This window comes from Uliginosibacterium silvisoli (assembly GCF_036017035.1).
In the GTDB taxonomy this organism is placed as follows: Bacteria; Pseudomonadota; Gammaproteobacteria; order Burkholderiales; family Rhodocyclaceae; genus Viridibacterium; species Viridibacterium silvisoli.
The window spans coordinates 179,967-192,423 of the sequence record NZ_JAYXHS010000003.1; the positions used below are offsets into that span (position 1 = coordinate 179,967).

Below are 12,457 nucleotides of genomic sequence, written 5' to 3' on the forward strand. Positions count from 1 at the left end.
GACACCGGATATGAAGCAGTTGCCGGGCACAGACACGCAGCAGCACTTCAGACGTTTGTTTGAATCGCCAGACGGAATCGATCAGGCTCAACGACTCCTGCCATGGGGTTCATGCGTCCGCCGTGTTGCGTAGCACAACGTCATTCTGGCGCAATCGCTATGGGTGTTCGCACCAAAACTGCGCAGCAGGACACACCCGGTGCGAAAGGTCCGGGCACAAAGAAAAAGGCCGGCGAGCAAGCTCACCGGCCACAAGGGCCCTGCATCGGACCAGCTTACGGAGACACCCTCAAAGGCCCTTCCGGAGCACTCAACCCGCCTGACGTGCGCCGGAGATTTCGACTGCGTTATTAACTTTCTTGCCTGTCTCATCCACGGCAAGCTCGCCCACATCGATGCGCATGCCGTAGAAACTGCGCCACACGAATACGAGATTGAGCACCAGGAAAAGCGTAGCCATCGACCACGCCAGGCCCTGCTGGCCCTGTGCAACAAGCCCCACGCCCATCTCCACGGCCAGCAGGCCGAACAGCGTCGTGAACTTGATGATCGGGTTCATCGCCACCGACGAGGTGTCCTTGAACGGATCCCCCACCGTATCGCCCACCACGGCCGCGGCATGCAGGGCCGTGCCCTTGGCGCGCAACTCGGTCTCGACGATCTTCTTGGCGTTATCCCAGGCACCACCCGCATTGGCCATGAAGACGGCTTGATAGAGGCCAATGATGGCGATCGACACGAGGTAGCCGATGAAGAAGAAGGGGTTGATGAAGGCTGCAGCCAGCGTGCCGAAGAACACGGCGAGGAAGATGTTGATGGTGCCCTTCTGCGCATACAGGGTGCATATCTCGACGACCTTCTTGCTGTCCTCGGACGAGGCCTTGCTGACACCATCAAGCTTCATGGAGCGCTTGATGAACTCCACCGCGCGATAGGCACCGGTGGACACCGCCTGCATGCTGGCGCCGGAGAACCAGAAGATGGTCGCGCCACCCGAGATGAGGCCAAGCAGGAGCGGTGGATGCAGCATGGACAGCTTGTCGAGATTGCTCGTCAGCCCGTTGGTGAGCAGCATGATGATGGAGAACACCATCGTCGTCGCCCCCACCACCGCTGTGCCGATCAGCACCGGCTTGGCAGTCGCCTTGAAGGTATTGCCGGCACCGTCGTTCTCCTCGAGCAGATCCTTGGCGCGCTCGAAGTCCGGCTTGAAGCCGAAGTCGCGTTCAACCTCGGCTGCGATGTCGGGCAACTGCTCGATGGTCGACAACTCATACACCGATTGCGCGTTGTCCGTCACCGGCCCATAGCTATCGACCGCCAGCGTCACCGGCCCCATGCCGAGAAAACCGAAGGCAACGAGACCAAACGAGAAGACGGCAGCCATGATGGCGGCCTTGGCCGGATCCGGGTTGATGATGGCTACGAGATCGAATTGCGACATCACGTAAGCACCGCCCATCAAGGCCACGATGATGAGACCGAGCCAGAAGGCGGAGAAGTTGCCGGCAGTAAGGCCCGACAGGATGTTGAGACTTGCGCCGCCCTCATTCGAAGCCTTGACCACTTCACGCACATGACGCGAACCCGTCGACGTGAAGACCTTCACCACTTCGGGAATGATGGCGCCCGCCAGCGTGCCACAGGTGATGATGGCGGATAACTGCCACCACAGGTCGGCATACACCACGCCGTTGATGGCGATCTTGCCGATCAGCAGGTACGACACTACGAAAGTGAAAGCCAGCGAGACCAGAGACGTGATCCACACCAGGGAAGTCAGCGGTGCTTCGAAATCGAAGCCCTTGCTGTGTTCATACTTGGCGCGGGCACGTACGGCATTGACGTAGTAGGACAGGCCGGAGGCGATGATCATCACCACGCGCATCACGAAGATCCACACCAGCAATTGCACCTGCACGGCTGCGGTTGGCACGGCCAGCATGATGAAGCTGATCAGGGCCACGCCGGTCACACCATAGGTTTCGAAACCATCGGCCGTCGGGCCGACCGAATCACCGGCGTTATCACCGGCACAGTCGGCAATGACGCCGGGATTGCGGGCGTCGTCCTCATCGATCCTGAAAACGATCTTCATCAGGTCCGCGCCGATGTCGGCGATCTTCGTGAAGATGCCGCCGGCAATGCGCAAAGCTGCGGCGCCGAGCGACTCGCCGATGGCGAAACCGATGAAACACTTGCCGGCCAGCGAAGGCGACACGAACAACAGGATGGCCAGCATGATGATCAGCTCGGTCGAGATCAGCAGCATGCCGATCGAGATGCCCGACTTGAGCGGAATCGCATACACCGGAAAGCCCTTACCCTCGAGCGAGGCGAACGCCGTGCGGCTATTGGCGAAGGTATTGACGCGGATGCCGAACCACGCCACGCCGAACGAGCCGGCAATACCGATCAGCGAGAACGCGACGATGATGCCCACGTCGCCGGCGCTCATGTGCTGCACCCAGCCGAAATAGGCCACGATGATGGTCGCCACGAAGGCTTCGAGGATCAGCAGGAACTTGCCCTGCGTGAGCATGTAGGTCTTGCACACTTCGTAGATCAGCTCACTGACTTCGAGCATCGAACGGTGTGCTGGCAGACGGCGGATCTGCTCGTAGAACACCGCGCCGAAGATCAGCCCGCCGACACACACCAGCAGCCCCACCGACAGCAATTGAGCCCCGGTCACCCCCCACAGGAAACTGGCGGTCGCAAGATCGTCGAAACGCGGCAAAACAAGATTGGCTTCGCTGGCATGAGCCCCCAGCGCAGGTACGGCATCGGCCGCATGTGCCGGAATTGAAACTGCAAGCAGCCCCATGACCAGCAGCAAGGCCAGATAGACAAAAAAGTGACCCCACCTCGAACCGGGTCGCGCGGAAATGCTGGATGACATATGTGTTCCTCCTCCTCTGACATGCATGAAATCGCCTGGCGAGGAGTCATCCGGAATGACCGGCATCAAGCAGCTTGTAACAACGCCTTTGCGTCGACGCGGCATTACGAAATCTGAAAAACTTCTCGCCCTTTTGCCATTGTTGTGGGCGGCTCTGTAATGCGGGTTGACCTGACGCAAGCTTGCTCCGCGCCCGAGCTTGACGCAGATCCTGATCCAGCGCGGTGCGTGGATACTCACATGGCATTACATCGACACGCACCCGCCGCCCGCATCACTGCCGCGGTTATAATTGCGGCCCTATTGCAACCAGCGCCTCACCTCATGTCCGCCATTCCAGTCTGCCCGCTCTGCTCCATGGAGAACACCTATCCCGATGCGGAGAACTTTGTCTGCGCCGACTGCGGGCACGAATGGCCAATGGTGGCTACGGCCGCCGCCGAAGAAGGCGAGGCCGTGGTCAAGGACGTGAACGGAACGGTATTGCAGGATGGCGACGCAGTCGTGCTGATCAAGGACCTGAAGGTGAAAGGCTCATCGATCACACTCAAGCAAGGCACCAAGGTGAAGAGCATCCGCCTCGTCGGCGGCGATCACGAAGTGGATTGCAGGATGGACGCTGGCAACTTCATGTTGAAGGCTTGCTTCCTCAAGAAAGCGTAGTTGCACACGGAGCTGAACCTCTTCTGCGATGGCGGGGTCACACGCACTCTTTCATCGAGCGAATGACACAGCATGAGCAAGGCGCATCAGGCCACAAGACGTGGTTTCATTCTGGCAGGCAGTGCAGCAGGCGCGCTCAGTGCGCTGGGCAGCTTCAGCGCGCTCGCAGCGGAACAAGGCAAGGCATCCGCCAAAGCGGCCCGCGCACCCGTGCTGTTCATCGGCCACGGCGGCCCCATGAACGCGCTGCGCGACAACAGCTTTACCCGCAGCCTGCAAGCCTGGGGGCCCAGCCTGCCACGCCCCAAAGCAATGCTCGTGGTATCAGCTCACTGGCTGACGCCGGGAGCCACCGCAGTCGGCGTGCAGGAACGGCCTGAGACCATTCACGACTTCGGTGGCTTTCCGCCGATGCTGCACGCCATGCAGTACCCCGCACCCGGTTCGCCGGCGTTTGCGCGTGAGGCCATTGCAAGCGTGAAGAGCACACGCGTCTTGCCCACGACAGAATGGGGCCTGGATCACGGCACTTGGACGGTGCTGCATCACATCTACCCGGCCGCAGACATACCGGTATTCCAGCTGTCCATCGACTACGACAAGCCCGCGGCCTACCACTACGCCATCGGCCGTGAGCTGGCCGCCTTGCGCGACCGTGGTGTGATGATCATCGGCAGCGGCAACGTGGTCCACAACCTGCGTGCCACGATGCGCGGCGCGCCCGACAGCGAACGGGCAGGACAAGCCTGGGCACAGGGATTCGACGATGCCTTCGCCAGGGCCCTCGACCAGCGTGATGACAAACGCCTGATCGACTATGCGCGCATGGAAGGCGCTGCTACCGCCGTCGCAACACCCGATCACTACTACCCGATGCTCTACGCGCTGGGTGCAGCCACGGCAGGCGAATCCGCGAAAACCATCTTCGCGGGCTTCCAGAGCGGCACACTGAGCATGCGCTGCTTCCAGTTCGGTTGAGGGCCGCCCTCAGCTCGCCGGCCCCTGCTGCGCCTCGCGCCGCGTCGAACCTTCCGGCGCTGCACGCAGGTACTGCAGTGGCCAGCTGACGGTCTGCTCCAGCTCGCGCGCGGCATGCAGCGGCCAGTACGGATCACGCAACAGTTCGCGCGCCAGCAAGACGAGATCTGCCTGGCCGCTGCGGATGATTTCGTCGGCCTGCGCAGCGTCGGTAATGAGGCCCACGGCACCTGTCGCCACGCCCGCTTCGTGGCGGATACGTTGCGCGAAGGGCACTTGATAGCCGGGCGCGAGCGGGATGTTGGGACGGGCCAGCATGCCGCCACTGGAGGTATCGATGAGATCGGCGCCGTCGGCCTTCAACAAGCGCGCCAGTTCGACGGTCTCGTCGATATCCCAGCTACGCCGTTCTCCCTCCGCCCAATCAGTCGCGGAGAGGCGCACGAACAGCGGCAGGTTCGCCGGCCACACCTCGCGCACGGCACGCACCACTTCACGCACCAGGCGCACGCGATTCGCAAAGCTGCCGCCGTACTCGTCAGTACGCTGGTTCGAGATCGGCGACAGGAACTGGTGCAGCAGATAGCCGTGCGCCGCGTGTACCTCCACTACATCGAAGCCGGCGACCAGCGCGCGATCCGTCGCCGCCACGAAGTCGCTGATCACCTTGCGGATGCCGACATGGTCGAGCGCCACGGGCTGCGGATAGGTCTCGCTGAATGACACGGGCGACGGCGCCACCACCTGCCAGCCCCCCTCAGCAACCGGCACCGCGCCCTGCCCCGCGCCCGGCGCAAAAGTGCTCGCCTTGCGGCCGGCGTGCGCCAGCTGGATCCCGGCAACCGAACCCTGTTCGTGAATGAAGTGCGTGATGGGCAGCATGGCCTGCACCTGCTCGTCATTCCATATGCCGGCGTCCTGCGGACTGATGCGCCCCTCCGGCGACACCGCGCAGGCCTCGGTCATCACCAGCCCCGCGCCCCCCACGGCACGTGCGCCAAGGTGAATCCTGTGCCAGCCCGTCATCAGCCCGTCCTGCGATGAGTACATGCACATCGGCGAGACGGCAATGCGATTGGCAAACGTGACGCCGCGCAGCGTCATGGGCGAAAAGAGATGGGTCATCAACGGCTCCGGTGGGTCGGACGTCAAACGGGAAAAACGGGGAAGGCGTGCGGCAGCACGCCACTATATTCCGGCATCAGCAGCCGGACTACTGTTCCATTCAATACGCTCGAACAGCGCGCGCAAGCGCTGGCCGCGCAACGGATTGACCTGCACGACGTGCGCCACGCGCCCCAGCAGGTGCGCCCGGAAGTCGGCGTGCGATTCGCGATTCTGCGTGGCAGGACCATGCCTCAAGCAGTTGGTGAGCGTTGCCTTGAGCAGATCGAACTCCTTGCGCGGCACGTTCAGCCTGTCATTCACCACCAGCCCGGTTACGCGCTGCGCCTGCGCACGCGACGCGATCTGCGTCTTGCGCGGATTCGGCACGAAGCCCTCTTCGAGGATGATCGTCTGCGCCATCAGCGCGATGCGCGCGGCATGCGCACGCGAGGGCGTCGGGCACGAGACGACCAGGTCGTCGACATAGCGCGAGTAGCGCGCGCCGCATTCCTCGGCCGCGCCCGCCAGTCGCAGGTCGAGCCGGTAAGCGCAGAGATTGGCGAGTGCCGGCGAAGTCGGCGCGCCTTGTGGCAGATGCCGCTGCAGGTACTTGCGCGCCTCGAGTCTCGCCTTTCGCACGCTTTCGACGGAGGCATATTCGTCGACGGACATGCCACGCAAGACTGCCGGCGAGGTGCAATGCGTGGTGAGGCCTGTCAGGTAGCGCGACACCTCGCGGGTATAGCCGAGACTGCGGAACAGGGCATGCACGCGCGAAGCACGGATGCTCGTGAAGAAATCGCGAAGATCGAGACGCACGAGGGTTTGCGCACCGACGTGCAGGGCCGCGTTGCTGATCACCGAGCGGCCCGGCACACAGCCATGCGCAGCAGCATGAACAGGAATGTGATCAAGCAGGTCATGAAGAATCCTGCGCTGGATCGCCAGCAGGCGGCTCCTGGGCGCCTCGATCAGACGCCAGCCACCGCGCGCCTTGGCGCGCCAGAAGCTATCGTAGTGCAGCAGCTTCGGCGCACTGACTTTGCTGCCCCAGCCTGCCGTGTCGGCAAACCAGTCGAGCTCGCTCGGCGTGAGCTGCAACCAGGCGGCCAGATCGCCCAGCGTATGCAATCGGGGTAGCTCTTTCGCCCCAAAAGACACGAGCGCATGCATCAGCGCGGTCGGTGGCGAGGCCATCACCGGATGAAAGATGAACCAGACGCGAACCTGTGGCGCTGGCTGGCCGGGATAGAAGGCAGCCTGGAAGTCGGAGAAGTCGAGTGCCCACTGCACGAGCTTGTCGTGCTGCCCGGCATGCAAGGGTGCCCCGAACGCTTCGAGCAGCGCGCGCACCAGCGCCTTCAGCCAGGGCCATTTGCGCCCCAGCGCCGTCGCGCCTCGCTCGCGCAAACCGGCAGCCGTACTTTCGCCATGCAGGAAGGCGCGGACCAGAGCACGCGCCACATCACACATGTGCGGCGTGATGTGCGGCTCCCACAGATCGTCGTCGTCCTCATCCTCGTCCTCATTCCCGTAATAAGTCATGCGTGATCTGGGCGGTGTCGGGTCGATTGAAGGCAAGGCAGGAACAGAAAGAACAGGGAGAATGGCGCGCTCTCCAGCCTGTCGTGTGACGCATTAGCTGAGGTGCGCCAAGGGCGCACGGTCGCTCATGCAAAGGAATGCCCTGGTAGAACTCATCCCCGGGGTAACCCCGGAGTGCTCAGACGACGAATCGCCCGATACTTGCCTGAAGAGGCGCGCCGACGTGGAGCCTAAGCCGCTTGCATAGAAGCGGTCAAGCCGGCCTGCTCGCGGGTCAGCCGCCGGCCCGCTTCACCACCCAGCCGTGCTTCTTCAGCTTCTCGACGACGAGATCGCAGTGATCGCCCTGTATCTCGATCACGCCATCCTTGACGGTGCCACCCGTGCCGCACGCCGCCTTGAGTGTCTTGCCCAGTGCTGCGAGCTCGGCCGCAGCAAGCGGCACGCCCTTGATCACAGTGACGGTTTTGCCGCCGCGCCCCTTGCTGTCGCGCGACACGCGCACGACGCCGTCACCGGCAGGTACAGCAGTGTTCTGCTTGCAGCTGCACTGGGCGATGGGCTGACGACAGTCCGGGCAAGTCCTGCCGACCTCGGTGGAGTAGACGAGACCGCCGAGTCCGGCCAGGCCGCTTTTTGAGTTTTTCATGCTGACTATTTTAGCTGACCGAGATATCGGATGAGCTCGCCCATGTTCTTGATGTAGGCACCCGTCGAGATACCCATCGGCGGATTAGTGGTCACGTACGGCGAGGTATCGGTGTCGTCGCCGACGCGCGTTGTCGAGTAGTCACCCGCAGCCGACGTCGCTGAGCCATCGCCCTTGTACGGATTGCTGGTGGCTTTGAGCGGCGTCGGCCAGTAGCCCTCGGCATTGAGCGATTCGATCAGCTTGGCGACACGCTCCGGCGTGACGTCGCCCACGCCCATGTGGCCCGCAGTGAGGTCGGAGACATTCAAGTCAGCGAGCGAGAAGTAGCGTGGCAGCTCGATGCCCTTGGCGAGCAGTGGCGAATCCTTGCTCGCCTCAGCGGGTGGCGTCGCCTTGAGTTGCGCGTAACGCTCGCGCAGTTTCGCGACGTCAAGCTTGCGAAAAGCACCGTAGTGCACGATGGTCTTGTCCGGGTTGTAGTCGGCGTAGTACTCGCCGTTCACCACGTTCGAGCCACGCCGGTGCACGAACATCGGTCGATTTGTTCCGAGCTCGATGAAAGTGGGATGCGTGCGTGTCGGGCGTTGCTGCTCGGGCGGCAGTTTCACCGAATCGAGCCAGTCGAGCGCTTCCGGAATGCACGCAAGGAATTTCGCATCGCCAGTGAGCATGTAGAAATCCATGAGCTTGTCGATGACCTGCGCGGTGGTGTGCGTGGTCAGCGCATCCGGTTCGTAGCTGCGCGCGCCAAGAGGCTTCAAAGCATCAGGCGTGTACTGCATGGCCCAGCCTGCTTGCGGCTTGGGTTGTTGCAGCACGAGGAAGATGTTCATGCCGCGGATGATCGCGTCATACGCCCGCTTATCACCCAGCGTCTGATACACCATGATGAGGAACTTGATGTTCTCGTCCGCCACGCTGTCGTTGAGCGTGATGTAGCCGGTGTAGTCCGGCTTGCCCTTGTACGCAAAAGGCTGCGCTGGCGCCGGGTAGCGTTGCGGCCAACCGCCGTTGGCGTACTGCGAATCGAGCACGAGCTTGATCGCACGGTCGAGCGGCGCCTTGTACTTGGCGTCCTTCTTTTCGAGATACATGCGAAACAGGAATTGCGAGGCCTCCGAGGTACCTTCATCGTCGAAGGTGGAGTTGCCGTAGTAGTGCAGGAATTCTTCGAGCCGCCAGCCGTTCTTGCCGATGGTGTCGTACCAGCGACGGATCGATACCTCGCCCGCAAAGTCGGCCATATAGCCCCAGCCCCCACTCGGCAGTTGCGCGCGGATCAGCGCATCGGCCACCTGCTCGGCCGCCTTGTAGTAACGCTCATCGCCTGTCGCATGATACGCATCGAGGTAGAGATGACCCATCGTGCCCGTGCCCGGTGGCTGGATCCAGATCATCGTCGGATACGCCTCCATCTCGCCCCAGCGACGCGACATGTCGGGCAGATAAGACCAGACGTAGCCGCCCTTGTAGGCGACCTTGTCGAGCATGAAGCGTGTCGCGCGCTGCATGGTCTCGAGGACGGCGGTACGCGCTGGCGACGCCTCGGCTGCTTGCGCCACCGCGGGGCCCAGCAGACTTGATGCACAGCACGCAGCCAGGATCGCTGCGAGAACAATGCGGGCATATCGATGCATGCGACAACTCCGGCGACGGCACCCGATTGGTACCGCGGCGGATTGTGATGCGCAGTGCTGGCAGGCGCAAATTGGTCTGACCACGCCTGACAGTGATCGCGCCAATCACATTGCGAGGCGGTTCTTGTCCGCCAGGCATCCGGCCGCACACGGCAGCCATCAAGAAGAGTCAGGACTGCAGGAAGCCACGTCCTGCTACGCGGGCATCAGGTCTTGCGGAAGTCTTCGCGCGGCGGGCTGAAGGTGTCCAGCAACAGCGTCTCTTCGCCCTGCATGGCGAGGAAGCCATGACGCAAACCGCCGGGCACCAGGATCATGTCGCCCTTGCGGATCTCGTAAGCCACATCGAGGATCTTGTAAGTGCCGCCACCGGTCACGACGTACGAAGTCTGCTCATGAGGGTGGCTGTGCTCGTAGCCCTCGGCGCCGGGCTGGAAGTGCACCTCCACCTGCATCAGCTTCTCGCCGTCCGCAGTAATGCGCCGCTTGATACCACCGCCCAGGTCTTCCCACTCGGGTTTTGTCAGCGTGTTGGCCATGATGAAACTTCCTTTCGCTCGAATCCTGCAACGCAGGAGCGCCCGTGGCGCCGCACTCCCATGATAGTGCCATGCAAAACGCAGAGGAAATGCCCGGAGCAAAAGGCGAAACAAGGCTTTACAGGCGGGATGGATGAGCGCGCATGGCACCACAACCGCCATGCACAGGCCAATTGCACCGGAAGCACGTAGTATCGGCCCCTTTCCGATAGCCCATGGAGGTGGGCTTGGGCGGGCAAAAATGGTAAATTCCGCCTCCCCGTTCGCCATGAAATGACCGAACGACAGGCGTGCCAAAGCACTACGCGAACGCTGTCGGCGTGGAAGAAACGAACAGGGATTGAACTGAAGAAGTACTGCTGGTGCCGGGGAAGGGACTCGAACCCTTACACCTTTCGGCGGCGGATTTTGAATCCTTCCGAGCATCTTTGCGACGTCGGGTGAGCCTTGATCTTACAAGATTCCATCGGTCTCACCAATGGCAGATCGGCGCCATGCAAGCCCGTCCGCGCACTATTTTGGCCCTTCGGCTGTCTCCTGCGTGCCTACTGCAGCTCAGGGGCCTCTCTTTAAGAACGAAGTCTGAGCACTGCTCTGTCAAGTCCTGACCGAGAACCCGCACCAGTACTCACCCTACTATTCGGCGGGACGATTTTGCCTCACGTTTTGCATCACAAAGCTGGCGGCGACTGTCCGTATGCCTGCGCCGCATATAGAGGTGGGTGCGATTGCCGATTGAACAGTAGATCAATCGGCATGTTTTCTAGCAGTGCAAACTCTTCAACCAGCGGCTTGAACTTCTCGTAACCATCTTCGCCTAGGCAGTTATAGAACAACAGGATGTGCTCATAACTGGATAGCTGCGCTCGAACCAGACTGGTGTACTGGCGCTTGTTCTCAACTGGCGCCGTCTTTACGAACTTGATGATGTGATAGAGGTGGCGGAAGTAGTGGCCAAGTAAAGACTGACGATAGAGAAAAAAATCTTTGTATGCTGAACGGACTCTTGATAGAAGGTCCGATTCACGATCGTCCGGATTCTGTGGATAAACTGCATATTGAGAACGCAGCTGCGAATAATATTCTTCGAAGCATTCTCGGCCTTCTATTTTCTCTCCGTTACTCCAGATTTTCATCGCACCAACAATTTCGCCCTGCATTCGAAGTAACGAAAAGAACGTGCTTTCAAATTGCTGAAGTGCGAGTGTTTTGGCTTGCAGCTCCATCTGTTCGCGCTGCCCCTTCAGCTCTTCGCGAGTAGCTTCAAGTTCCTCCCTCTGAAGTGAAAGCTCCTGACTTTGCATCCATGCCGTGTAGATGAGAGTGCCGAACGCCAGCCCGGAGAACAGCGCATTCACGGCGCCAAACATATCGCCGAAGGTCCCACGCTCGGTAGTGCTCATGCTGTAGAAAGTAAAGCACCCTGACAGGCCCCAGACCACGGCCACGCCAACCCAGAGCTTAACTAGCGCGCTAACTGATTTCCATCTGCCCATCTTCCCCTCCTTCTTCTTGTTATTGGGCTTCGTGAAAAGCCTCTGATTTCATACGCGGGCTGGCGTTTTGGCTGCGCTACCGAGCTAGTTGGCTTGTACGCAGGCCTTGTGGAACAGTTTCCCAAACTGGCTTAGTTTGATGCAGAAATATGCCGCTTCTGGGTAGGCCAATCGGACAAACTGAAGTTCACCAACGCGGCGCGGCTCGTTGTCATACTCAACGAGACCAAGGGAAACCAAGTGTTCGAGAAAGGTCAGAAATAACGTGGGCTGAGCAAGCGCTTCAGGAACAACTGATCTGTCCACGAGAAATTTTTTCGTGCTGTCGGCCACCGGCATTAATCCGACAAAGGAATCACTCTCTGCCTTGAGAACGGCAATCCGCTCGTTGCGAAATCTGAAGTAGATCAGATACTCAAATGAGCTGAGCTGTTCGAGCAGCAGAACCTCATCTGGGGCCAACTGAGTGACGATATTGACAAAGGCTGGATGAGCTTCGCCAAGCCGTTCCCGATCCATTCCGCGAGATAGCAAATTTACGTACAGATTTGAAATCGCGCTGTCTTCCTCCTGAAACCTCAGCCTTTCAGCTATTGGAAGGACCAGCGATTCTCGCGGGGCCACTCTATTCTCTTCTGGGACTTGGCGAATCGCTCTGTCAATATAGGCCGCCAAACGATCTTGAAATGCCGCAGTAAATTGGAGTGGAAACAACGCCAATCGGATTGTCTTGACTGCATCAACACCTATTTTGCTCGCTTCTTGAAGAGTGTTCTTTGCGCCGTCGGTATAGATTTCTCGGACAAGATCGGGCGAAATGAGATTCAGCAAATCGAGTGGGTTAGGCATTGGACTCTCAGTTGAAAAAGCGGTTACCACGGGTTCGGGAATGACATACGCGTATACAAAACATTGGCGCCTTAGCCCCTGAACGTGAT

General features: G+C 60.5%; 10 protein-coding genes. 2 read left to right on the forward strand and 8 right to left on the reverse strand.

Annotated elements, in window-relative coordinates; translation table 11 throughout:
- Positions 1–310 precede the first annotated feature (310 nt).
- Positions 311–2,902: a sodium-translocating pyrophosphatase gene (locus VVD49_RS15600; RefSeq protein ID WP_327600131.1), complete on the reverse strand. Its 2,592-nt coding sequence runs from the start codon at positions 2,900–2,902 to the stop codon at positions 311–313.
- Between the two features lie 324 nt (positions 2,903–3,226).
- Between VVD49_RS15600 and VVD49_RS15605 the strand changes: the two genes are divergently transcribed.
- Together VVD49_RS15605 and ygiD are read left to right on the forward strand one after the other, a co-directional pair.
- Positions 3,227–3,565, forward strand: coding sequence for a zinc ribbon domain-containing protein YjdM (locus tag VVD49_RS15605; RefSeq protein ID WP_327600132.1), 339 nt, complete (start codon positions 3,227–3,229; stop codon positions 3,563–3,565).
- A 72-nt stretch (positions 3,566–3,637) separates the two neighbouring features.
- Complete coding sequence (gene ygiD / locus VVD49_RS15610; RefSeq protein ID WP_327600133.1) at positions 3,638–4,543, forward strand: 4,5-DOPA-extradiol-dioxygenase; 906 nt, start codon at positions 3,638–3,640, stop codon at positions 4,541–4,543.
- A 9-nt stretch (positions 4,544–4,552) separates the two neighbouring features.
- Here the strand turns inward: ygiD and VVD49_RS15615 are convergent, their stop codons facing one another.
- The 7 genes from VVD49_RS15615 to VVD49_RS15645 form a co-directional block, all read right to left on the reverse strand.
- Positions 4,553–5,668, reverse strand: coding sequence for an NADH:flavin oxidoreductase/NADH oxidase (locus VVD49_RS15615; protein ID WP_327600134.1), 1,116 nt, complete (start codon positions 5,666–5,668; stop codon positions 4,553–4,555).
- A 63-nt stretch (positions 5,669–5,731) separates the two neighbouring features.
- Positions 5,732–7,195, reverse strand: a complete 1,464-nt coding sequence (locus VVD49_RS15620) for a reverse transcriptase family protein (RefSeq protein ID WP_327600135.1) — start codon at positions 7,193–7,195, stop codon at positions 5,732–5,734.
- A 274-nt stretch (positions 7,196–7,469) separates the two neighbouring features.
- Positions 7,470–7,844, reverse strand: coding sequence for a translation initiation factor Sui1 (locus tag VVD49_RS15625; RefSeq protein ID WP_327600136.1), 375 nt, complete (start codon positions 7,842–7,844; stop codon positions 7,470–7,472).
- Between the two features lie 5 nt (positions 7,845–7,849).
- Complete coding sequence (locus VVD49_RS15630) at positions 7,850–9,484, reverse strand: pectate lyase (protein WP_327600137.1); 1,635 nt, start codon at positions 9,482–9,484, stop codon at positions 7,850–7,852.
- Positions 9,485–9,690: 206 nt separating this feature from the next.
- Positions 9,691–10,023 carry a cupin domain-containing protein gene (locus VVD49_RS15635; RefSeq protein WP_327600138.1) on the reverse strand — a complete coding sequence of 111 codons (333 nt, stop codon included), beginning with the start codon at positions 10,021–10,023 and terminating at the stop codon, positions 9,691–9,693.
- Positions 10,024–10,694: 671 nt separating this feature from the next.
- Positions 10,695–11,519 carry a putative phage abortive infection protein gene (locus VVD49_RS15640; protein WP_327600139.1) on the reverse strand — a complete coding sequence of 275 codons (825 nt, stop codon included), beginning with the start codon at positions 11,517–11,519 and terminating at the stop codon, positions 10,695–10,697.
- An 84-nt stretch (positions 11,520–11,603) separates the two neighbouring features.
- Positions 11,604–12,368, reverse strand: a complete 765-nt coding sequence (locus tag VVD49_RS15645; protein ID WP_327600140.1) for an Abi-alpha family protein — start codon at positions 12,366–12,368, stop codon at positions 11,604–11,606.
- Positions 12,369–12,457 lie beyond the last annotated feature (89 nt).

Coding starts and splice junctions, on each gene's coding strand:
- VVD49_RS15600 (WP_327600131.1), bottom strand. CDS start 2,902: ATGTCATCCAGCATTTCCGCGCGACCCGGTTCGAGGTGGGGTCACTTT.
- VVD49_RS15605 (WP_327600132.1), top strand. CDS start 3,227: ATGTCCGCCATTCCAGTCTGCCCGCTCTGCTCCATGGAGAACACCTAT.
- ygiD (WP_327600133.1), top strand. CDS start 3,638: ATGAGCAAGGCGCATCAGGCCACAAGACGTGGTTTCATTCTGGCAGGC.
- VVD49_RS15615 (WP_327600134.1), bottom strand. CDS start 5,668: ATGACCCATCTCTTTTCGCCCATGACGCTGCGCGGCGTCACGTTTGCC.
- VVD49_RS15620 (WP_327600135.1), bottom strand. CDS start 7,195: ATGACTTATTACGGGAATGAGGACGAGGATGAGGACGACGACGATCTG.
- VVD49_RS15625 (WP_327600136.1), bottom strand. CDS start 7,844: ATGAAAAACTCAAAAAGCGGCCTGGCCGGACTCGGCGGTCTCGTCTAC.
- VVD49_RS15630 (WP_327600137.1), bottom strand. CDS start 9,484: ATGCATCGATATGCCCGCATTGTTCTCGCAGCGATCCTGGCTGCGTGC.
- VVD49_RS15635 (WP_327600138.1), bottom strand. CDS start 10,023: ATGGCCAACACGCTGACAAAACCCGAGTGGGAAGACCTGGGCGGTGGT.
- VVD49_RS15640 (WP_327600139.1), bottom strand. CDS start 11,519: ATGGGCAGATGGAAATCAGTTAGCGCGCTAGTTAAGCTCTGGGTTGGC.
- VVD49_RS15645 (WP_327600140.1), bottom strand. CDS start 12,368: ATGCCTAACCCACTCGATTTGCTGAATCTCATTTCGCCCGATCTTGTC.